The organism is Rhodococcus sp. 5A-K4, from assembly GCF_046097995.1.
Lineage (GTDB): Bacteria > Actinomycetota > Actinomycetes > Mycobacteriales > Mycobacteriaceae > Rhodococcus_F > Rhodococcus_F erythropolis.
Genome location: NZ_JBJURM010000010.1, coordinates 1 through 20,416, shown reverse-complemented (window position 1 = coordinate 20,416; position 20,416 = coordinate 1). Strand labels below are relative to the sequence as shown.

General features: G+C 61.2%; 20 protein-coding genes. 12 read left to right on the top strand and 8 right to left on the bottom strand.

Annotated elements, in window-relative coordinates; translation table 11 throughout:
• The first annotated feature begins 5 nt into the window (after positions 1 to 5).
• A complete protein-coding gene (gene trmD / locus ACKAMS_RS14995) occupies positions 6 to 710 on the top strand; it encodes a tRNA (guanosine(37)-N1)-methyltransferase TrmD (protein WP_019747962.1) in 705 nt (234 codons plus the stop codon).
• On the opposite strand, the gene ACKAMS_RS14990 is transcribed toward trmD, so the two are convergent.
• On the bottom strand, positions 707 to 1,282 hold the full coding sequence (locus ACKAMS_RS14990; RefSeq protein ID WP_408989200.1) for a dihydrofolate reductase family protein: 576 nt from the start codon (positions 1,280 to 1,282) through the stop codon (positions 707 to 709). The genes trmD and ACKAMS_RS14990 overlap by 4 nt on opposite strands.
• 68 nt (positions 1,283 to 1,350) lie before the next feature.
• Here ACKAMS_RS14990 and ACKAMS_RS14985 point away from each other — a divergent pair, with 68 nt between their 5' ends.
• Positions 1,351 to 1,929 (top strand): TetR/AcrR family transcriptional regulator, encoded by a 579-nt coding sequence (locus tag ACKAMS_RS14985; protein WP_020969331.1) that lies wholly within the window; start codon positions 1,351 to 1,353, stop codon positions 1,927 to 1,929.
• Positions 1,930 to 1,934: 5 nt separating this feature from the next.
• Here ACKAMS_RS14985 and ACKAMS_RS14980 read toward each other — a convergent pair whose 3' ends face one another.
• Both ACKAMS_RS14980 and ACKAMS_RS14975 read right to left on the bottom strand, forming a co-directional pair.
• Positions 1,935 to 2,381 (bottom strand): GtrA family protein, encoded by a 447-nt coding sequence (locus ACKAMS_RS14980; protein ID WP_020969332.1) that lies wholly within the window; start codon positions 2,379 to 2,381, stop codon positions 1,935 to 1,937.
• Complete coding sequence (locus tag ACKAMS_RS14975) at positions 2,378 to 4,576, bottom strand: hypothetical protein (RefSeq protein WP_408989199.1); 2,199 nt, start codon at positions 4,574 to 4,576, stop codon at positions 2,378 to 2,380. Before ACKAMS_RS14975 ends, ACKAMS_RS14980 begins: the two co-directional genes overlap by 4 nt.
• 172 nt (positions 4,577 to 4,748) lie before the next feature.
• Here ACKAMS_RS14975 and ACKAMS_RS14970 point away from each other — a divergent pair, with 172 nt between their 5' ends.
• Entirely contained in the window at positions 4,749 to 5,735 is a 987-nt protein-coding gene (locus tag ACKAMS_RS14970) for a glycosyltransferase (RefSeq protein ID WP_019747967.1), read from the top strand.
• On the top strand, positions 5,725 to 6,867 hold the full coding sequence (gene rffA, locus ACKAMS_RS14965) for a dTDP-4-amino-4,6-dideoxygalactose transaminase (RefSeq protein WP_408989198.1): 1,143 nt from the start codon (positions 5,725 to 5,727) through the stop codon (positions 6,865 to 6,867). Before ACKAMS_RS14970 ends, rffA begins: the two co-directional genes overlap by 11 nt.
• 26 nt (positions 6,868 to 6,893) lie before the next feature.
• Here rffA and ACKAMS_RS14960 read toward each other — a convergent pair whose 3' ends face one another.
• Complete coding sequence (locus ACKAMS_RS14960) at positions 6,894 to 7,880, bottom strand: serine hydrolase (RefSeq protein ID WP_029255127.1); 987 nt, start codon at positions 7,878 to 7,880, stop codon at positions 6,894 to 6,896.
• A gap of 75 nt (positions 7,881 to 7,955) precedes the next feature.
• On the opposite strand from ACKAMS_RS14960, the gene ACKAMS_RS14955 reads away from it, so the two are divergent.
• The 6 genes from ACKAMS_RS14955 to ACKAMS_RS14930 all read left to right on the top strand — a co-directional run bounded on the left by ACKAMS_RS14955 (position 7,956) and on the right by ACKAMS_RS14930 (position 13,645).
• Positions 7,956 to 10,289 (top strand): Tex family protein, encoded by a 2,334-nt coding sequence (locus ACKAMS_RS14955; protein ID WP_308372356.1) that lies wholly within the window; start codon positions 7,956 to 7,958, stop codon positions 10,287 to 10,289.
• A gap of 104 nt (positions 10,290 to 10,393) precedes the next feature.
• Positions 10,394 to 11,281, top strand: coding sequence for a hypothetical protein (locus ACKAMS_RS14950; RefSeq protein ID WP_003942742.1), 888 nt, complete (start codon positions 10,394 to 10,396; stop codon positions 11,279 to 11,281).
• An 89-nt stretch (positions 11,282 to 11,370) separates the two neighbouring features.
• On the top strand, positions 11,371 to 11,712 hold the full coding sequence (gene rplS, locus ACKAMS_RS14945) for a 50S ribosomal protein L19 (protein ID WP_003942791.1): 342 nt from the start codon (positions 11,371 to 11,373) through the stop codon (positions 11,710 to 11,712).
• A gap of 55 nt (positions 11,713 to 11,767) precedes the next feature.
• Positions 11,768 to 12,571: a signal peptidase I gene (gene lepB, locus ACKAMS_RS14940; RefSeq protein WP_003942787.1), complete on the top strand. Its 804-nt coding sequence runs from the start codon at positions 11,768 to 11,770 to the stop codon at positions 12,569 to 12,571.
• A 50-nt stretch (positions 12,572 to 12,621) separates the two neighbouring features.
• Complete coding sequence (locus ACKAMS_RS14935) at positions 12,622 to 13,302, top strand: ribonuclease HII (RefSeq protein WP_019747972.1); 681 nt, start codon at positions 12,622 to 12,624, stop codon at positions 13,300 to 13,302.
• A 37-nt stretch (positions 13,303 to 13,339) separates the two neighbouring features.
• A complete protein-coding gene (locus ACKAMS_RS14930) occupies positions 13,340 to 13,645 on the top strand; it encodes a DUF2469 domain-containing protein (protein ID WP_003942715.1) in 306 nt (101 codons plus the stop codon).
• A 65-nt stretch (positions 13,646 to 13,710) separates the two neighbouring features.
• On the opposite strand, the gene ACKAMS_RS14925 is transcribed toward ACKAMS_RS14930, so the two are convergent.
• The 3 genes from ACKAMS_RS14925 to ACKAMS_RS14915 all read right to left on the bottom strand — a co-directional run bounded on the left by ACKAMS_RS14925 (position 13,711) and on the right by ACKAMS_RS14915 (position 16,313).
• The gene (locus ACKAMS_RS14925) at positions 13,711 to 14,892 is read right to left on the bottom strand and encodes an RtcB family protein (RefSeq protein WP_279163808.1); all 1,182 of its coding nucleotides are present in this window, start codon (positions 14,890 to 14,892) and stop codon (positions 13,711 to 13,713) included.
• Between the two features lie 97 nt (positions 14,893 to 14,989).
• Positions 14,990 to 15,223 (bottom strand): hypothetical protein, encoded by a 234-nt coding sequence (locus tag ACKAMS_RS14920; protein ID WP_408989197.1) that lies wholly within the window; start codon positions 15,221 to 15,223, stop codon positions 14,990 to 14,992.
• 82 nt (positions 15,224 to 15,305) lie between these two features.
• Entirely contained in the window at positions 15,306 to 16,313 is a 1,008-nt protein-coding gene (locus ACKAMS_RS14915; protein ID WP_408989196.1) for an iron-siderophore ABC transporter substrate-binding protein, read from the bottom strand.
• A 144-nt stretch (positions 16,314 to 16,457) separates the two neighbouring features.
• Between ACKAMS_RS14915 and ACKAMS_RS14910 the strand changes: the two genes are divergently transcribed.
• Positions 16,458 to 17,264, top strand: coding sequence for an AraC family transcriptional regulator (locus ACKAMS_RS14910; RefSeq protein WP_408989195.1), 807 nt, complete (start codon positions 16,458 to 16,460; stop codon positions 17,262 to 17,264).
• 115 nt (positions 17,265 to 17,379) lie between these two features.
• Here ACKAMS_RS14910 and ACKAMS_RS14905 read toward each other — a convergent pair whose 3' ends face one another.
• Positions 17,380 to 18,114: a hypothetical protein gene (locus ACKAMS_RS14905; protein ID WP_003942731.1), complete on the bottom strand. Its 735-nt coding sequence runs from the start codon at positions 18,112 to 18,114 to the stop codon at positions 17,380 to 17,382.
• A gap of 1,131 nt (positions 18,115 to 19,245) precedes the next feature.
• Between ACKAMS_RS14905 and ACKAMS_RS14900 the strand changes: the two genes are divergently transcribed.
• Positions 19,246 to 19,881 (top strand): GIY-YIG nuclease family protein, encoded by a 636-nt coding sequence (locus ACKAMS_RS14900; RefSeq protein ID WP_305088209.1) that lies wholly within the window; start codon positions 19,246 to 19,248, stop codon positions 19,879 to 19,881.
• Positions 19,882 to 20,416 lie beyond the last annotated feature (535 nt).

Here is a 20,416-nt window from a genome sequence, read left to right as displayed (position 1 = left end):
TTGTCATGCGTCTCGACGTCGTCACCATCTTTCCCGAGTATCTCGAACCGCTTCGTGCTGCCTTGCTGGGCAAGGCAATCGAACGTGGCTTGATCTCGGTCGACGTCCACGATCTTCGGTCGTGGACCCATGACGTACACAAAGCCGTCGACGATTCCCCGTACGGCGGCGGACCCGGCATGGTCATGAAACCCACCGTCTGGGGTCCGGCACTGGACGACGTGATCGGTCGCTCCGATTCTTCCGGCCCGGATGATGCCGAGACGATCCTGGTGGTGCCGACTCCCGCCGGCGTCCCGTTCACTCAGGCGACCGCACATCGCTGGGCCACCGCCAAGCACCTTGTCTTCGCCTGCGGCCGATACGAAGGTATCGACCAACGCGTCTTCGACGACGCCGCCAAGCGGGTTCGCGTCGAAGAAGTCAGTATCGGCGATTACGTTCTGATCGGCGGCGAAGCAGCCGTGCTGGTGATGGTCGAGGCTGTTGTGCGACTGATGCCCGGCGTTCTCGGCAATCAGCTGTCGCACCAAGAGGATTCGTTCTCCGACGGGCTCCTCGAAGGGCCCAGTTACACTCGCCCCGCCGTGTGGCGTGATCTCGAGGTTCCGCCTGTTCTGCTTTCCGGAGATCACGCGAAGATCAAAGCCTGGCGCCATGAGCAGTCGCTGCAGCGCACGGCCGAGCGTCGACCGGATCTACTTCCTTAGGTATTTCTCTTCAACCAGGTGATGCTTGCGCCGTCGTCGAGCGATTCGGTTGCAGTCGGTGTGAACAGTGTCGGCTCGAAGTTACCTCTGATCAGCGGTATGCCCGCGCCGGCGACAACCGGATACCTTTTGACGATCAACTCGTCGATCTCCGGTAGTAGTTCGCCGGCGAGAGTTCCGCCGCCGCACAGCCAGATATCTTGTCCTTCTTCCTCTTTGAGGGATCTGACGACCGCACGTGGATCGGTGCGAACGATGGTGACCGCGGGATCCTCGGCGTCAGGGAGGGTGCTGGAGACGACGAACTGGCGCAGGTGCGCAAAAGGGCTGTTCACGCCGAGGCTCAGCCCGGGCTCGTAAGAGCCGCGGCCCATGACGACCGTGTCGAAGGTTCTGTTGGGTGCGTCCTCGATTCCGAGAGCGGGCCGCACATGCGTTGGCACGGTCTCGGGATATCGATCGCATATCCAGGCCGTGATCTGTTCGGAAACCGGGAAGAAATCGAATTCGCCGTCTGGTCCCGCGATGTAGCCGTCGAGGGAAGCTCCCACGTAGTACACAAGCTTTCGCATCAAACGCTCCGTTCGTAGTACTATGTTCGTAGTGGTTTAACTTAGGGTCGTGTCAGGAGTGATGTCAAGTGCGAAAGAACCCGGAACGACGGCTTGCCCTGATCGACGCGGCAATCGAGGTGTTGGCCCGAGAGGGTGCTCGAGGCTTGACTTTTCGAGCCGTCGACACCCAGGCAGCCGTGCCGAACGGGACAGCGTCGAACTACTTCTCCAATCGCGACGACCTACTCACGCAGGCCGGTGGCCGGATCTACGAGCGACTGATTCCGGACGACCTCGAGGGATTGATCGATCCCGTCAACGGCACCGATCGTGAGCGACTGGTGACGCTGATGCTCGACGTGGTCGAGCGGGTCACCTCGTTTGGAACGGGTTTCCTCGCGCTCATGGAGTTGCGGCTGGAGGCGATACGTCGTCCGGACCTGCGAGCGGTCCTGACCGTCCGCATCCGAGAAGACTTCGATCTGAACGTAGCCAATCATCTGGCGTCGGGCGTGCCGGGTGATGCGATGACCGTTCGCCTGCTCTATTTGTCGTTGAACTGGCTCGTACTGGATCGACTGACATTGCCGAACCTGTTCGGGGAGGAAGATATTCGTACGATCGTCGAGGCCGCGGTGGATCGAGCGCTACCCCGCGAATCGTAGAAGGGTCAGTGCCGCTCGGCAGGTTTGCGGCGGAACGAGAAGTATCGATGACCGAAGAAACTCACACCGGCAACGATCAACATGACAACCGCCTGGGCGGGAAGCGGCGGGGCATGCAGAATCGACACCGCGATTGTTCCGAGTATCAGATTCAGCACGAGGCCACCGGAATTGACGACGATGAACGCGCCCAGGTCGCGTGCCACATGTCCGCGGACGCGGAAAACCAACGTCCGATGCAGAACGAAAGCGATGAGCACGCTGATGGAGTACGCACCGATCACAGCCACTTGATACAGATCCTTGTTGTCGAGGATCAGTGACCAGATCACGAAGAGCCCGTATCCGATCGCCGTATTGGCCACTCCGACAATGGCAAACGCGATGGGTTGATGCTTGACCACCCGCAGCAGCGGGCCGGGGTTCTCGGGTGATGCGATGTCTTCGGTCATGAAGACTCGGTTTTCACGATGTTGATCCGGTCCTTGCGTCGTGTCCGCAGATACATCCACTCGAGCACACCGAGGCCGAGGATTCCGGCGACCATCGAAGCGCCGCCGACCTTCCATCCCGGGGGTCGCCACGTGAGGACAAGTTCAGCGTCCTTCGTCCCGGCTGGGATGTCCACGGTGACAAAGGACTTCGCGACGACGTCGATCGGGACAGGCTGACCGTCGAGGCTAGCTCGATACCCGGGCCAGCCGAGCCGTGCGAACACAACCTTGCCGCCGGTCTCCGAACTGACACGAAGGGTGCTCGACATGTTCGATTCCGCGGTCGAAACAGCTTCGACGCCACGGGTATCGGCGATGCGGCCGTTTCGTGTCGAGACGGGGCCGTCGACGCGTTCGAGCACGGAGATGTAGTTCTCGTGACCGGGGTAGTCCACCCATGTCCACCCGTCGGGGGCCGGGCTCTTACGTGCATCGGGGTAGAGGGCGTTCTGCAGTACGACGCGGTCCACCTTCATCAGGTCGACGATGGTGCGGCCGGTGGTGGGTTCGACGGTGAATGCCCGTCGGAAGGCGTCGGGGCAGACGCTCATGTCCCAGCGCATGCAGAGCAGATCGCCGAAGTAGAAGTGCCCGTTGGGGGTGTAGCCGCTGGTGTAGGTCAGTTCGAGGTCTTTGGGGTAGTTGCCGAAAGCCAGGGAACCGTACGCTCCGTCGAGGGTTTTGTCCCCGGGTGCGATGAGTGCACGGTCGCCCAGTTGCAGTGTCGTGCCTTCGAAGTCGGGGAAGGCCTCTTTCATCTCCGAGTGGGATTCGGGCAGGTCCCAGCTCATCGGGGTTGGTTGCGCGGCCCGAACCTGGGCGTAGGCGATGGGGGAGACCGCGGCGATTGCCAACAGGCATGCGAGCGCGGTGCCCTTGGTACGGCCCAGCCACACCATCGCAGCGCCGAGTGCGGCAACGACCAGGGCTGAGATCACATGCCATTTCGCGAGCCCGGGAGCTGCCGAGGCGGACCTGATCAAAAGCAGGCCCACGAGGATTCCCGCTGCAACGCAGCGTCCGCGCAACTTGTCGGTCGTGGCGTAACGCCCGAGCAGGATGCACACCAGAAGCAGGAGTCCGATGGCCACCATCGGAAGCACGCGCGCGGGCCACCGCAGTGGGCCGATCGTGCTCGGCCCGGCAGTCCACATGAGGACGGCGACCGTGAAGATCCCGACGGCGGTCAATTCACGTGCCGCGGCGCGTGCCTTGCCCCAGTCGATGAATGCCAGAGCCGGAATGAGGAACCACGCGACGTAGACCATGGGCATGGTCTGGATGTATCCCCACCACGAGGAGAACGCGGGCATCGTGCTCGGCAGGCTCGCGTTCAGCGATTCCGACCAGGGAACGGCGAGGAAAGCGTCGTTCTTGACTTCGGATGCACCGCGCCAGGTGACGTCGGCGGTGAGCAGGCTCGGTAGATACGTCGCGAGACCGGCGAGGGCGGCACACGCGGACACCGCCAATAGCCGCAGCGACGGTAGCCAACGCCGCTGATAGACAACTTCGCCGATCGCGACTGCGACGATCATCAAGCCGGATTCGACTGCGGGGAAAACATATTGGACCGACATCGCGAGATACAAGAACACGAAGGTCGGGATCGGACCGCTCTTGCCTCTGGCGTAGCGGATTGCCGAGGCCCACGCCTGCACCATCCAGGCAGTGCCGGTGAAGGCTGTCATCCAACTGGCCGAGTCGAAGAAGAGGAGGAAACCGGTGAACGGAATCGAGACTCCGGCGACCGCAGCCCACGTGGGCTGCGAGCCGTACTCCAGGCAGATCCGATAGACGCCCAGCGCAAGGATGATCGCGAAGATCAATTTCACGATCGTCGCGTAAAGCGCCAGGTTGTCGAAGGACGGTGCGATCAGGTCGATCAGAAGTTGTGGCGGATTGAGAAGGCCCGCTTCCTCGATCGCGTAGTTGCCCGCCATCCAGTTCTCGGGGACGAGTACCGGTAGGTGTCCTTCTCGCAGGCTACGGCCGAGCATGACCCACAGCGGCGCGTACTGGGACTCGGTGTCGTCGGTGTAGAAGTGACGAGCGTTCGCGAGCACCACGGCCAGGTAGCCGGCGATGACACCGACCGCCGTGACGGCGCCCCACTTGTACACGTCTGCCCGGGCGAGAGTGCGAGTTTCCACCACGAGTTCCAGACCTTAACAGGGCAGGTGGGGCGCGCGGAGACGCGAGCGCATCACGCGCCGTCGGCATCCGAAGTCCGGACATCTCTGCGTGTTAAAGTTCGCGACGGTGTGGGCCCGATCGTGCCTGTCTCTCGGCGCCAGTCGAGCCCCCTGAAGGGAGTGGAAGCGAGTGCACTCGATTTCCGTCGTAGTGCCCGTTTATCAGGGCGAAAAGACGATCACGGCGCTCGTCGAGGAGTTGGACGGCCTGTGCGCACCGAGTTCGACGCCCGGTGGAGCGCAGTTCACCGTCGACGAGATCGTGCTGGTTCACGACAACGGTCCGGACCGTTCCGACGTCGTGTTACTCGAATTGGAGCGCCGTTTCGATCAGGTGCGTGTCGTGTGGCTCAGTCGCAACTACGGCCAGGACGCTGCGACTATCGCCGGTATGGCCGTTGCACGTGGCCAGTGGATCGTGACGATGGACGAAGACGGCCAGCACGACCCGGTGCACATCGGGGCTTTCCTCGACACCGCGCTGACGGAGCGATCCGATCTCGTGTATTCCAAACCCACGAACACCCGCCCGCATGGATTCTTGCGGAACCTGACCTCGCGCGGTGCAAAGATCGTCTTGGCGACGGTATTCGCGTTCCCTGATTCGACGAGATTCGAAAGTTACCGCCTGATCCGAGGTGACATCGGCCGACAGTTGGCCGGCGTCGCCGCCAACGGCGTGTATCTGGACGTCGCGCTGACGTGGGTCGTCGGCAATACCGCCACGGCGCCGGTGACACTTCGAGCGGAAGGCCGCGAGGAATCGGGGTACAACTATCGCCGTTTGTTCTCGTTGTTCTGGAAGATGGTGTTGTGTAGCGGAACCCGCGGTCTGCGGCTGGTGAGTCTGCTCGGGGTCACCCTGGCGTCGGCCGGTGTGATCATGGCTGCGGTGATCTTCGTCCAAGCCATGACCGGTGACAACAACGACCCGGAAGGATGGGCGTCGATCATCATGGCGCTGCTGGTCTGTTCGGGTGCGATCCTGTTCTCGCTCGGTCTCATCGCCGAATACCTTGGCGTGGCACTGCACGTCCTTGTCGGAAAGCCTCTGTATCTGACTGTCGATTCACCGCGGCCCGGAACCTCGATCGATCGGCGCAGTCGTGAGCACTGATCGCATCATCTTCTCCCGCCCCTATCGGGCATCGAACGAATTGTCGAATCTGGCAACGGTTCTGGAGTCCGATCACATTCACGGTGACGGACGTTTCACCAAGTCCGCGACTGCAGCGCTCAAGGCGATCACCGGATCCACGCATGCTCTGCTGACGACCTCGTGCACGCACGCACTCGAATTGGGTGCGCTGCTACTCGAATTGGGCCCAGGTGACGAGGTGATCGTCCCGAGCTTCGCGTTCAGTTCGGCGGCAACCGCCGTCGCGTTGCGCGGTGCCACTGTTGTTTTCGTCGACATCGATCCGAGTACCGGCAATATCGATCCCGACTGCGTCGCAGCGGCAATCACGGAACGAACAAAAGCAGTACTGGTCATGCATTACGGCGGAGTCGCCGCCGACATGGAACCTCTCCTCGACCTCGCGGAACTCCACGGTGTCGCGTTGATCGAAGACAACGCTCACGGGCTCGGCGGAAAGTGGCGCGGGCGGGCGCTCGGCACCATCGGAACTATCGGTACGCAGAGTTTTCACGACACCAAGAACGTTCACTGCGGTGAGGGTGGCGCGCTGTTGCTCTCCGACGATCAGTTGATGACCCGCGCCGAAATCATCCGTGAGAAGGGGACCGACCGTGCGCGTTTCCTGCGCGGTCAGGTCGACAAGTATTCGTGGCAGGACATCGGGTCGAGTTATCTGCCCAGTGAACTCAATGCCGCTGTCCTCGACGCACAACTCTCGGAGTTCGACGCGATTCAGGCGGCCAGGCATCGCGTCTGGGATGCCTACAGCGTGAGTCTGGGCGAGTGGGCGTCCGAGAACGGTGTCGTTCCCATGGCGGTTCCCGAAGATCGCGAGCACACCGCGCACCTGTTCTATCTCAAGATGCCTACCGAAGAGAGCCGCGATGGCTTGATTCGGCATCTTGCCGCCGACGGAATCGTGGCGCCGTTCCACTACATTCCGCTCGATACGAGTGCGGCCGGTGTGCGCTACGGACGAACACCGGAGCCGTGTGTGCGTAGCGCCGAGTTCTCCGCGTCGATCCTTCGTCTGCCGCTGTGGCCCATGCTCACGTCCGAACAACAGGAACGGGTCATCGGTTCCGTCCTCGAGTACAAGCAGGCTTGAGGACGAACACGACCGCGTGGATCGAATCAGGGCCCGGAAGCTTCGGGCATCACCGAATCCGCGGTCGTGGATGCCGCCGCCCAGTCGTCGATGCTTCCGCTCGGGAAGAGAATCTGTGTGACGCCGGTGACCGTGTCACGTGCGTGCAGTGCGCTTTCGTCGTCGACGGCGTCGGTGAACGAGGTGTCGGGATAGAAGCTGTCCTCGTCCGTGTACTGGACGTCTTCTCGTGAACCGATCGCGATGATGTATCGGTTGTCGTCACCGACGATGCCGGTGGACAGATGGATCCACTTGTCCTCGACACAGCACATCCAGCCTTGCTTGACTCCGATGACCGACTCGCCGAACAAGGCCTCGGGCAATCCGAACCTCTGGTCGTAGCCGTCGGTTCCTTCGGGAGTGGATTGCCTCAGGTACTCGACGAATTGCTCTACCCGCTCAGGTCCGAGTTGGTCGGAGTCGTCGAGGACGCCGTTGTAGAAAGTGACCAGGTCGTGCGTCGTGGTCTCGGTGTTCCACCACATTCCGTCCCACGGCGGCGTCGTCGCGGTCAGTGCGTAACGCTCGGCAACCCGGGTGATCACCTCCTGACCGCCGACCTCGTCCCACAGCAGGTTGGCTGCGGTGTCGTCGGAGGATTCGAGCATTGCCGCCATGAGGGTGCGATCGTCGTCCGTGATGGGCCGCTCGCCGCGAGCGTCCTGATGGAGGAGATCCTCGGCGATGAAAAGTTTTGCCACCGAGGCAGTTTCGATTTGCTGGTCGCCGGCAACATCGAGGTACTTGTCCGAGGATCGATCGAGGACGGCGATGGAGACGTCCGCACCACGCCCGAGCGCCGCCACCTGAGCTTGCGCCAGTCGGCCGTCGAGAGTCTCCGCGACCGGAACATTGGTGTCGGGGAAGGCGGGGGTCTGCATCGAATCATCCGGGTTCTGTCCGCCGCTGCACGAAGCCGCAAAAGTAACTGCGGCCGCCATTGCGGCAATCCGGACGTACCGCGTACTCATCTGTTTCCCCCGGTAGCCCTGACACGGCACTGTTGCCGATCTTCTTGTCTCAGGATAGCGGTAGGGTCGGATCTCGTGATTCTCAAGACCGTGAACCAGCGCATTGCCGAGGAACTCGACGTCCGCGAAGGCCAGGTTGCAGCAGCAGTCGACCTTCTCGACGGCGGAGCCACGGTGCCCTTCATCGCCCGGTACCGCAAGGAAGTCACCGGCACGCTCGACGACGCCCAGTTGCGACTCCTGGACGAGCGGCTGCGGTATCTCCGCGAGCTCGACGACCGTCGTGACGCCGTGCTCACGGAGATCGACTCTCAGGGCAAACTCGACGATCAACTGCGCGGTCAGATCATGCTGGCCGAGACAAAAGCGCGGCTGGAGGACATCTACCTCCCCTTCAAGCCGAAGCGGCGCACCAAGGCGCAGATCGCCCGCGAGGCCGGCCACGAGCCCGTCGCGGACGCTCTCATCGGAGATCCCACCACCGATCCCGCGCAGTATTCGGACGAGCAACTCGACGGTGCCCGGTCGATCCTCGTGGAGCGCTTCGCCGAGGACGCCGATCTGGTCGGTGAATTGCGCGAGCTTATGTGGAGTCGCGGCCAGGTCGTCTCCTCGGTCCGCAAGGGCAAGGAAACCGATGGCTCGAAGTTTGCTGACTACTTCGAGTTCTCGGAACCGTTCTCCAAATTGCCCTCGCACCGCATCCTCGCCGTCCTGCGCGGAGAGAAGGAAGAAGTGCTGTCGCTCAACATGGCGGCCGACACCGAAGAACTCGCGCCGGGGGAGCGCACGGTCTACGAAGGCCGCATCGCGTCGCGGTTCGAGATCGCCGACCGTGGTCGGGCCGCCGACGGGTGGCTTCTCGACACCGTCAAGTGGGCGTGGAAGACGAAGTTCGCCGTCACGCTCGGTATCGACACTCGAATGCGTCTGCGGCAGTCGGCCGAAAAGGACGCCGTCGACGTCTTCGCCACCAACCTCAAGGATCTACTCCTCGCGGCTCCCGCCGGCGCCCGACCCACCATGGGACTCGACCCCGGATTCCGTACCGGAACTAAGGTTGCCATCGTCGACGGAACCGGCAAAGTTGTTGCATACGAGACGATTTACCCGCACCAGCCGCAGAACAAGTGGGATGCGGCTCTTGCGACGCTTGCCGGGCTGGTCGCCAAGCACGGCGTCGAACTGATCGCCATCGGCAACGGCACGGCCTCACGCGAGACCGACACGCTCGCTACCGAACTGATCAAGAAGACCGGCGCGCCCAACCTGACCAAGATCGTCGTCTCCGAGGCAGGCGCATCGGTGTACTCGGCTTCGGCCTACGCGTCGCAGGAACTTCCCGACCTCGACGTCTCGATTCGCGGTGCGGTGTCCATTGCGCGTCGCCTGCAGGATCCGTTGGCGGAGTTGGTCAAGATCGATCCCAAGTCCATCGGTGTCGGTCAGTACCAGCACGACATCACCGAATCGCTGCTCTCACGTTCCCTCGACGCCGTCGTCGAGGATGCCGTCAACTCGGTCGGCGTCGATGTCAACACCGCGTCCGTGCCGCTGCTCGCTCGGGTGTCCGGAATCGCAGGTTCCCTAGCGGAGAGCATCGTCGCCCATCGGGACCAGAACGGTCCGTTCAAGTCCCGCAAGGGACTCAAGGACGTCTCCCGACTGGGACCCAAGGCTTTCGAGCAGTGCGCAGGCTTCTTGCGGATCACCGACGGCGACGACCCGCTCGACGCGTCGAGCGTCCACCCGGAGGCATATCCGGTGGTTCGCAAGATCGTTGCCAGTGCCGGCGGGGACGTGCGCACCGTGATCGGAAACTCGCAGGCACTTCGATCGGTCACGGCGTCCGACTACGTCGACGAGCGATTCGGTCTACCGACCGTCACCGACATCATCTCCGAGTTGGAGAAGCCGGGACGAGATCCACGACCCGAATTCAAGACCGCGACCTTTGCCGCAGGCATCGAGAAAGTCGCGCATCTCAAGCCCGGTATGACTCTCGAAGGTGTGGTCACCAACGTCGCAGCCTTCGGTGCCTTCGTCGACATCGGAGTTCATCAGGACGGTCTGGTTCACGTCTCGGCGATGTCACACAACTTCGTCAAGGACCCACGCGAGGTCGTCAAGTCAGGTGACGTCGTCAAGGTGAAGGTTCTCGAAGTGGACGAGGCACGCCAACGCATCGGGCTGACGCTTCGTCTCGACGACGAGGTGGGCGCACCCCGCAAGTCCGAAGGCCCGCGAGGTGGGCAACCACAGCGTCAGGGCCAGCCACAGGGTCAGCGTCAGGGGCAGCAACGAGGTAGTGGCGGACGTCAGGGTGGACGCGAGTCGCGTCCGGACAACCGCGCGCCCGCTGCCGGGTCGATGGCTGAGGCTCTGCGCAAGGCGGGCTTCGGCAAGTAAATCCGTCCGCCGGGTTTTCGAAGTCCGTATCGTCACAATCGAGTCGGTTGGCGGTATGAATCCGATCAGGGCCGGATCATGAATTCGGTGAAGGGAGGACAGTGATGCGGGAGTGGCTCGAGCGCGAGATCATCGCCCATGGCCGATTGCCGTTGCTGTTCTTCCTGCTCGGGTTCCTCTCTGCGTTCCTCTTCATCCGTCTCAGCGTCCGGATGATCCGCGCGCAGGTGAAATGGTGGCCGGGCAACATCGCGCCCGGAGGTCAGCACGTGCATCACGTCGTGTTCGGTGTGATCGCCATGATGATCTCCGGTGGTGCGCTGATCGCGGTCTACGTCGATGGTTCGCAGACCACCGGTGCCGTCCTGGCGGCGATCTTCGGTATGGGTGCGGCATTGGTGCTCGACGAGTTCGCACTGATCTTCTATCTGAAGGATGTGTACTGGTCCGAGCAAGGTCGGACCTCGGTGGATGCGGTTTTCGTCGCAATCGCCGTGACCGGTCTGGTGCTGTTGGGTTTCCGCCCGCTCGAATTGCTCGACGTCGCCGGATTCCGTGAAGAACGGGATCCGTGGATCAAATTGGTCTTCGTTTTTGTCGCGTTGATCAACTTCGCCTTGGCGGCAATCGTGATTCTCAAAGGGAAGATATGGACGGGGCTCGTCGGCCTGTTCGTCTTTCCGCTGCTGGTAATCGGAGCGGTTCGCTTGAGCCGGCCGGGTGCACCGTGGGCTCGCTGGCGGTACACGCGTAAGCCGAAACGGATGAACCGCGCGCTCGAGCGTGAGCGGAAGTGGCGGCGACCGGTCATCAGGGCCAAGATCTACGTCCAGGATCTGATTGCCGGATCGCCGAGCGTCGAGCATGCGATGACGGCGGCCGAGCAGGAATTGGACCACACCATTCACGCGGCTCCGCCGCCACCGATTTCCCCGCTGGTATCCGCGTCTGGCACAATGGACGGGTTGCCTGGACCAGGCAGCAGCACTTGATCTGGGCACGAACCAGACGAGCGCCGTTTCGGGAGACCGAAACGCGTGCCGCTCGGTTCCTCTGCTCCTGCGAAATACAAGGATGACATATGAACACCCTGGACTTCCTGGACAAAAAGTCGCTCCGCGACGACATCCCCGAGTTCCGTCCCGGCGACACGCTCAACGTGAACGTCAAGGTTATCGAAGGCTCCAAGGAGCGCGTGCAGGTCTTCAAGGGCGTCGTTATTCGTCGCCAGGGCGGCGGCGTTCGCGAGACCTTCACCGTCCGTAAGGTCTCCTTCGGCGTCGGCGTCGAGCGCACCTTCCCGGTTCACAGCCCCACGCTGGCCTCCATCGAGGTTCTGACCCGCGGTGACGTCCGTCGCGCCAAGCTGTACTACCTCCGTGAGCTTCGTGGCAAGAAGGCGAAGATCAAGGAAAAGCGCTGATCTTTCCGATGAGCCCGGCACCGCGTACGCGCGGTGTCGGGCTAATCTGGTTTCTGTGGCAGATTCTTCGAAGGAGCAGGCATTGTCGTCCGGACCCGAGAATCACGAGGGATCAAGCGGTTCCGCGGAACCGACCTCACATCGGCCGCAGAAGAAACAGCGATCGTTCCTGCGAGAACTCCCTGTTCTGATCGGCGTAGCGCTGGTACTCAGCATCGTCCTTCAGGCATTTGTCTTCAGAGTTTTTCTCATCCCATCCGAGTCGATGGAACCGACACTGCACGGCTGTGCAGGATGTACCGGTGACCGCATCGTGGTGGAGAAGATCGGATACCGCTTCGGCGATCCGGAACCCGGCGACGTCGTCGTCTTCAAGGGACCCGATTCGTGGAACACGAAATATGTGTCCAATCGGTCCGACAACGTTGTCGTTCGCGGCATTCAAGAGGTCGGTTCGTGGGTCGGCCTCGTTCCGCCGGACGAGAACGACTTGGTCAAGCGAGTGATCGCTACCGGCGGCCAGACCGTCGAATGCTGTGACGATCAGGGCCGAGTCCTGGTCGACGGCAAGCCGCTCGACGAGCCGTACATCAAGATGGATTTCCCGTTCACTCCGGGAACACAAACGTGTGACACCGAATTGAAGTCGGGCCGCTGCTTCGGACCGATCACCGTTCCCGAGGGCCACGTGTGGGTCATGGGTGACAACCGCAGCAATTCCGCCGACTCGCGCTACCACGTGGACGACGAGTTCCAGGGAACAGTCCCGATCGACAACATCATCGGTCAAGCTCGATTCATCGTCCTTCCCCCGTCGCGAATGGGCGGCATCGATGCGCCTGATATTCAGGGCAATTGAGTTGTCGTACCGCACACATGGATTCGCGTAGTTCCGAGTAGGCAGAGACAGTGAGTAGTTGGCCCCCTCGCGTCGTCATTCGCAGATCGGCAGGTCTGCGGACGATGGAGTCTGCGTTGGCGCGAACCGGACTCGGTCCGGTCGCCGGCGTCGACGAAGCCGGGCGCGGAGCGTGCGCTGGTCCACTCGTCATTGCAGCGTGTGTCCTGGCGCCGAAACCGCAAGCGGCACTGGCGCGGCTCGACGATTCGAAGAAGCTGACCGAACGTGCGCGCGAGGAGCTTTTCCCGGCGATCAAGCGCTTGGCGTTGGCGTGGAGTGTCGTTTCGGTACCCGCTGCGGAAGTCGATCAGATCGGTATCCACGTTGCCAACATCGAGGGGATGCGACGAGCAGTTGCGGGCCTCGACCTCGAACCGGGCTATGTCCTCACCGACGGGTTCCGGGTTCCGGGTTTGACGGCTCCGTCGCTGCCGGTCATCGGCGGTGACGGCGCCGCTGCATGTATCGCCGCGGCGAGCGTTCTCGCGAAGGTGACCCGAGATCGTGTGATGACCGAGATGGACGACACTCATCCCGGATACGGCTTCGCGATTCACAAGGGATACAGCACGCCACTGCACATGGACGCTCTCGACGAGCTGGGGCCGTGCCCCGAGCATCGCATGACGTACGCAAACGTGGTGGCTGCGGGAGTCCGGTTGGAACAACGCGCGGGCCGTACGGGATGATGGACGTTCAGACGAACTGGGAGGACTGGCTAAACCGATGAGTGCCGAGGATCTCGAGAAGTACGAAACCGAGATGGAGCTGTCGCTCTACCGTGAATACCGGGACATCGTCGGACAGTTCTCCTACGTCGTGGAGACCGAACGACGTTTCTACCTGGCCAACACGGTCGAGTTGCTGCCCCACAATTCAGACGGGGAGATCTACTTCGAACTGCGGATGTCCGACGCCTGGGTGTGGGACATGTACCGCCCGGCGCGATTCGTGAAGTACGTACGCGTCGTGACGTTCAAGGACGTCAACATCGAAGAGCTGGACAAGCCGGATCTGCGCCTTCCTGACTGATCTTGACAACGAAGTGCCCCGCCGATATCGGCGGGGCACTTTGCATTTCGCGGAGTTGCGCGGGGTCAGTTGCCCTTGACATTCACGATCTGACGCAGCGTGTGTCGAATCTCGACCAAGTCCTTCGCGTCGTCCATCACGACGTCGATGTCCTTGTACGCACCCGGGATCTCGTCGAGGAACGCCGCGGAACGCTCGTATTCGATGCCGACCATCGCTTTGTCGAGATCTTCGATCGTAAAGGTCTTGCGTGCCTGGTTACGTCCGTACACCCGACCCGCGCCGTGGGGGCTGGACTTGAACGACGGCACGTTTCCCTTCCCGACTACGACGTAACTCGCCGTCCCCATCGAACCGGGGATGAGCCCGGGCGTGCCCTCGTCTGCCTTGATCGCACCCTTACGGCTCAGCCACACACCCCGGCCCATATGGAACTCCTTCTGGGTGAAGTTGTGGTGGCAGTTGATCCGCTCGACCTCGTCGATGATCGCGGGCTTGCCGTCACCCATGAAGTGCGCGAAGTCCTTCACCACGCGGTCCATCATCTCTTCGCGGTTGAGCAGAGCGAAGTGCTGAGCCCAGTTGAGATCGGTGATGTACGAGTCGAATTCGGGCGTCTTCTCGACCAGGTAGGCCAGATCCGGATCGGGAAGGTTGATGTACCACCGCTCGCACAAGTCCTTGGCGATCTTGATGTGATGCTGTGCGAGCTTGTTTCCGATACCGCGACTGCCCGAGTGCAGGAACAGCCAGACGCCGTCGCTCTCGTCGAGCGTCACCTCGATGAAGTGGTTGCCAGAACCCAGCGTTCCGAGCTGAAACCTCCAGTTGTTCTTGAACTTGTCGTAGAAGGCCAGGCGATCGCCCGCCATTGCCTCGAGTTCTGCGATGCGGATTTGCGCCGTGTCGCTCAGCGTCTTGTTGTAGACACCCGCCGAGAGCGGAACGGAGCGTTCGATGCTGTGGCGAAGAACGCTCAGGTCGCGGCCTTGAAGGTCGCGTGCACTGAACTGGGTTTTGACCGCGATCATTCCGCAGCCGATATCGACTCCGACGGCGGCGGGCATGATTGCGCCTTCCGTCGGAATGACCGAACCCACCGTCGCTCCCGCACCGAGGTGCGCATCCGGCATAAGTGCCAGATGTGGACGGACAAAAGGCATCTGGGACGTACGCAGCGCTTGCTCGCGAGTGTTCTCGTCGAGTATCGATGCCCAGTTCCACAGCCTCTTGGTGATCTTCTCCATCAGATTTCTCCCACATAGTTCACAGCCGAACCGATCGGTCCGGTGTGTCGTGCAGGAATGACCATGCGCTCCGTCAGTGGTTGTGTGCAACCTCTTTTCAGGTGCGCAGACCGTCTGCGAGTTCGTAGATTCGTCCGACGTACTTCTCCTGGAAGGCTTTTCGAGCAGCATCTGCTTGTTGCCGTGCGCCCATCCTGGCGTAGAGGTACTCGAGTTGAACCAAGCTCTCGCCGATGTCGACGCGTCGCTGGTCGAGAACCGTCAACTCGTCGACCGGCCGAGCCAGATCGAGTCGTGCAAGATCTAGCGCTGTCTCCGGTACCTCGTCCATGGTGATCCTCGATGTCCGTGAGTGCTTCCTGGGTTTGAGGCTAGCATCATTCGAACATATTTTCGATACCTGGAATTGTTGGTTACTTCGACAATGTGGCGGTCAGTTGGTCGATGGCGTACGGAATGCTCAGGACGGTATTGCCGGACATCGCCGCGCCGACGGGTGGATCTGCGGTGTATCGCACGACTATCGCATTTCCGTTTTTCACAGCGGGTAGCCGCTGGTAGAGAGTGTTGCCGGGGAGGGCCTTCTCTCCCTCCGGATCGGCCATCACGATCAAACGATCAACGGGTTCGAGGATGTCGTATCGCTCGTTCGGCAGCCAGTCGCCGAACTGGTCGCCGACGAATGCGTCGACCGTCGGGGGGAGGGTGAATCCGAGTGACGAGAGGAAGATGCCGCGTGGGTCGTGCGACGAGAACACGTATCCCTCGGGAGTGTCGAGGTTGACGATCGTTGCGGTTTGCCCGGAAAACTCCGGGTGTGCAGCGCGAGCGGTGGCAAACGCGTTTTCGGTATCCGCGATCAGTTGCTGAGCTTGTGGTTCTTTGCCGAGGGCGCGCCCGGCGGTGAGTGTCATGTCGGTCCACGGCGTTGTGTATGCGTCGTAGTCCTTGCTCTGCGCGACAGTCGGCGCAATCGAGGTCAGCTTCTTGTAGGTCTCCGTGTCGACGTCGGCGTACAGCGCTAGGATCAGATCTGGTGCGAGGGAGGCGATTTGCTCGAAGTTGAAGTCTCCGCCGCTGTTGATGTAGGTCGGAGTTTTCCCCTTCCAGTCATTCTTCGTCCACGGCCAGCTTTCATCCATGCCGGACCCCCACCATTCGGCCATGCCTACGGGTTCGACTCCCAAGGCGAGCAGTGGTTCGTGATCGGTGTATCCGAGTGTCACTACCCGCTGCGGTTCGGCATCGATTGTCGTCGACCCCTGTGCGTGCTCGATCGTCACGGGGAATGCGTCGTTGCTCTGGGTCGCTGATGCGGTGTCGACGCCTTGCGAGGTTCCACAGGCGGTCGAGAACCCGATGATCGCGGCCGTCGTGAATAAGGCGGCGAGGATTCGGGTGCTACGTGAGGGCACGTGCATGCTCCTTCGAAGTGGTGGGCGAAGTGATCTGAGTTCCGCGTGAAGTGCTGAACTGGTCGCGTCAGCAATAAAGTGAGGCTAACCTTTGCGGGATCGTCGGTCCATCCTTCAGGATGGACTCGGATACGCCCAGAGAGACGCAAAATGTCCACTATCGAGTACTCGACTCGCCCAAAGTCCTTGCTAGCGCTGCCCGATAGTCGCGGACGGACATTCAAAGATTTTCAGGTCTACACCAACGTCGTCGACGGAGTGACTGCGTACGGAGCTCATCGACACCCCGAGCATCAGATCGCCTGGATGAGTGAAGGGACGATGCAGATCGCTGCCGGAGGCAATGTGTGGCACCTGCACAGCGAGCACTTGGTCTGGTTGCCGGGCACCGTTCTCCACGACATGACACTTCTGACGGAGGGGTGCATGATTGCGGCCTATGCGCGTCCGGATCTACGCCCTGCCGGGCCGCGGTGGACTCAGCCACTTGTTCTCGAAGTCGATGCTCTGTCCGCTCAATTGCTGCGCCATCTCGCCGACCGGACCATCGACGATGCTCGGCGGTTGATGAGTCAGGAGTTGCTCTACGACATTCTTGCTGCCGCGCCCGAACGGCACGACGTCCTCGCGGTTCCTCGCAATGCTGCGGCGAGTTCGGTTTCTGCCCGCATCCTTGCCGATCCGGCAGACTCACGGACGCTGGGGGAGTGGGCGGGCGAACTCGGGGTCAGTTCCAAGACCTTGATGCGAGCCTTTGTCGCCGATACCGGGATTACCTTCGGGCAGTGGAGAACTCGAGCACGCATGTACGCATCGCTCGAGATGCTCGCGCGGGGTGAGGGTGTCAATGACGTTGCCCCGCAGGTTGGTTACCGCACCAGCAGTGGGTTCATCGCCGCATTTCGGGAAACCTTCGGTACGACGCCGGCCCGGTACGGCGGAAAGCCGATGCGGTGATTTGCTGATGATTTCTTGAACTCGGTTGACGGCAAAGCTTTGTTCGGCAACGTAGAAATGGGCCGAGCTACCAGCATCTGCTGGTAGCTCGGCCGATTTACTAATCCGAACTGAGTCAGCTCATGTTGCCGAGCACATTGCCCAAGACACCGCTGATGACATTGGTCATCGACCCCTGCGGGTCGGTCAGGGAGCCGAATACCTGGCCTGATCCGGAGTTGAGTGAGCCGAAGCCCATGTCCTCGAGGCTTCCGGCGCCCGCCTCGACGGGGTTCGGCTGCCGGATGGTGACGCAGACGCCCATCGGATTGATGTTCCAGTCGCCCGCCGCCAGCACAATGTTGGTGCCGGCGCCGCTGTCGAGCTGCGTGCCTACAACTGCGTTATCGGGAACTTTGTAGGTGGTTTCCAAAGCGATGACGCCGCCGCCCGCAGTGGTCCATCCGCCGCCCTTTGCCACCACGGAGTTGTTGCCGACAACGACGGTCTTGGTGACGTCGTCCCACTTCTGGTCGCCGATAAGCCATTTGACGTTCAGGCGAGCCTTGACCAGCTGGAATCCTGCCGGGTGGAAATCGCGGATCTGATTGACGAGGGCTCCGGAACCGGAAACCTTGGTGATGTAGGTGACCGTCTGACCCGCGGCGACCTTGCCATCGCCGACAACCTCCTTGCTGACGGTGTACGGCGTCCCGAGGGAACCGGCCCAACTGTCGGTGACCGACTGGTTGAGCGCGCATGCCGGTGCTGCTTGCGCCACCGAGGCTCCAAGTCCAACAGTGACGCCGGCGGCGATGAGAACGAGGGATGTAGTGGTTGCTACTGCGTGGCGAAGTGAGCGGCGGGCCATGTAGAACTCCATTCAGCGGGGTGCGTGACGGTTTGAGCAAAACTGTAACTAGTTCTACTGGACTTTCGTCCAAGATTTGGCGGATTTCAGAATATTGTCGGGGTCTGGCCGAATTTCACAGGTTCTGAGTCGTCAACAGGTTGGTTTTGGGTCGCTTGGTTCTGTCGTGGTGGGTCGAGGATGCGCTTCGATGTGGTGTGGCGGTGCTGATCAGCCGCGACGGCGGCCTTCACTTGAGCAACTCGTGCGGGAATTCTGATGGCGTAGGTGTCGAAGTAGAATTCGACGTCGTAATCGTCAGTTTGGTCCTCCTCGCCTTATCGGTGGCAGCGACTACGGACTGCCTCCTGGCGAGCGGGTTGATCGTGCTTCGCATGCGGGGGTCCTGGCGGCTCCATGTTCGAACCGCGACTGTGCCAGTAAGACGGTCTAGTAACTGTGGTCTTCGTCTGTAGTCACTTTGTCCGGGCTGGTTGCTGCTAGCCATTAAGATCCGTCACATGTGGGGCCAAATCTTGCTCTGGATCTTTGTGCCGATGGCTGGTCTCTTCGTCGTGCCGCACGGGGTCAGATCGTTGAGGACACAAGGTAGTCAGTCGTGGGTCGTTAAAGTCGCAAAATGGAACTGGCGTGGCCCGATGCTGCTTACCGTTGGCCTCGGGGCGTTCGGCTTCTTCACCTACCGAACCGTCAGCGCGGCGGTCGAAATCAGTGCCAATTGAGGCGGCTCGTCGTACTTCACCCGCATTGTGCCCGCGGTGAAGTCGAACTACTTTTCTAGCGCGACTTCGCAGAGTTTAGTGATCTCTTCGGCGGGGTGGGTGGCTTCATCGTGAGGCTACTTAGTCTCATTTCGACGATTGCGTGCCGACTGTAAGTCTCGTCGAGGTAGTTCTCTTCAATTTTCACGACTACATCCCAAGGTGAAGCCAGGACCTCGGCTCGTCGCCGTCAGTCCCAACTGCGTATCCTCTCTCGCATCTGTGGAAGTGCGGTCTGCTGTTCGACCAGCCTGCGGAACTCCCGCATACGAACATCCATGTCAATATTGTTGTCGCCGCTCATGCGCTGATCTAAGCGGACAAGACCGACCGTCCTTCGCTGTCAGACCACTATGCGAACATCCTCGCTATGAACCTGATCCCCACCGCTGACGTCGCCGTGGATGAAAGCGCCCTTTACCTGGCAGCATCTCCACACACTCGTGCTCAGGTTCTAACGACTCCATGCCCCGTGCCGGCCACTCCAGGTGTTTACGGCTGGTGGTTCCGAGAGCTGCCCGCTGAGATCAACACGGCAGGGTGTGCGAAGAGAGACGGGCTAACCTTGCTGTACACGGGGATCAGTCCATCAGCACCTCCCGCTAACGGAAAAGCTCCGAGCAAGCAGAGCATCCGTACTCGCATCAAGACTCATTACACAGGAAATGCTGCCGGTTCGACGTTGCGACTGACTCTTGGGTGCTTACTGTCGGATCAGCTGGGGATCGAGCTACGTCTGGTTGGTTCAGGCAAACGGTTGACGTTTGTTGCGGGTGAGAAGGTGCTGTCCGAGTGGATGGCTGAGAACGCTTTGGTGTCCTGGGTTCTGAACCCCGAGCCTTGGGTGTTGGAGCACCAGCTCATCTCAAGCCTGGACGTTCCTCTTAACTTGGATGCCAACGCGCACAACACTTTCTTCCCAACTCTGAAGGCTGCGCGGCAGTCGGCACGCGATCGGGCGAGGGAATTGCCTGTGGTCCCGAACCCTGGTGTGGGTGGACGTTGATAGTCGTTTAGGCGTTGTCGAACGCGATCGCTGCCAGAAACAGCACGATCAGCGAGAGGAAGATGTAGCCAAGGATGAGGCCAGCGAGCGCAAGACCGTTTCTTTGTTCGCCGGTCCGCTTGATCTGACTGGGGGGCTATGTGACCAACTGCGATCGCAAGTGGCGCGACGACGATCCCCTAGTACTAGCGCAGCAACAGTCATCGAGTTTGTGCGCGGGTTGTCGCCAGCTATTGCTATGTCGTTCGTCGGCCCAACCGTGGCCGTTAACTCGGGCAGCCAGAGCTTCCTCGCGTGCTTCTCGGACGCGCTGCGAACTTTCTGCCGCTACCAGTAGTAATCCGAGGATTGCGATTGCGAGAATCGAAGCGACTGTGTTGAGCTGCTGGGCGATTGGAGCATAAACGTTGGCGCTCAACCCAGCGACGCTCTGGGCGTATGCCTCCCGCGTTGCATCTGGGGCAGCTACGAGGACAAAGGCACATGGTAGGACCCCGTTTGGTGAGCCACTCGCTATCAGAGAATCAATGCGTGT

Excerpts from the sequence above, each read along its gene's own strand:
- ACKAMS_RS14960 (WP_029255127.1), bottom strand. The coding sequence starts at position 7,880 with ATGAGTACGCGGTACGTCCGGATTGCCGCAATGGCGGCCGCAGTTACT.
- ACKAMS_RS14915 (WP_408989196.1), bottom strand. The coding sequence starts at position 16,313 with ATGCACGTGCCCTCACGTAGCACCCGAATCCTCGCCGCCTTATTCACG.
- trmD (WP_019747962.1), top strand. The coding sequence starts at position 6 with ATGCGTCTCGACGTCGTCACCATCTTTCCCGAGTATCTCGAACCGCTT.
- ACKAMS_RS14990 (WP_408989200.1), bottom strand. The coding sequence starts at position 1,282 with ATGCGAAAGCTTGTGTACTACGTGGGAGCTTCCCTCGACGGCTACATC.
- ACKAMS_RS14930 (WP_003942715.1), top strand. The coding sequence starts at position 13,340 with ATGAGTGCCGAGGATCTCGAGAAGTACGAAACCGAGATGGAGCTGTCG.
- ACKAMS_RS14900 (WP_305088209.1), top strand. The coding sequence starts at position 19,246 with ATGAACCTGATCCCCACCGCTGACGTCGCCGTGGATGAAAGCGCCCTT.
- ACKAMS_RS14920 (WP_408989197.1), bottom strand. The coding sequence starts at position 15,223 with ATGGACGAGGTACCGGAGACAGCGCTAGATCTTGCACGACTCGATCTG.
- ACKAMS_RS14980 (WP_020969332.1), bottom strand. The coding sequence starts at position 2,381 with ATGACCGAAGACATCGCATCACCCGAGAACCCCGGCCCGCTGCTGCGG.
- ACKAMS_RS14950 (WP_003942742.1), top strand. The coding sequence starts at position 10,394 with ATGCGGGAGTGGCTCGAGCGCGAGATCATCGCCCATGGCCGATTGCCG.
- ACKAMS_RS14910 (WP_408989195.1), top strand. The coding sequence starts at position 16,458 with ATGTCCACTATCGAGTACTCGACTCGCCCAAAGTCCTTGCTAGCGCTG.
- ACKAMS_RS14925 (WP_279163808.1), bottom strand. The coding sequence starts at position 14,892 with ATGGAGAAGATCACCAAGAGGCTGTGGAACTGGGCATCGATACTCGAC.
- rplS (WP_003942791.1), top strand. The coding sequence starts at position 11,371 with ATGAACACCCTGGACTTCCTGGACAAAAAGTCGCTCCGCGACGACATC.
- ACKAMS_RS14905 (WP_003942731.1), bottom strand. The coding sequence starts at position 18,114 with ATGGCCCGCCGCTCACTTCGCCACGCAGTAGCAACCACTACATCCCTC.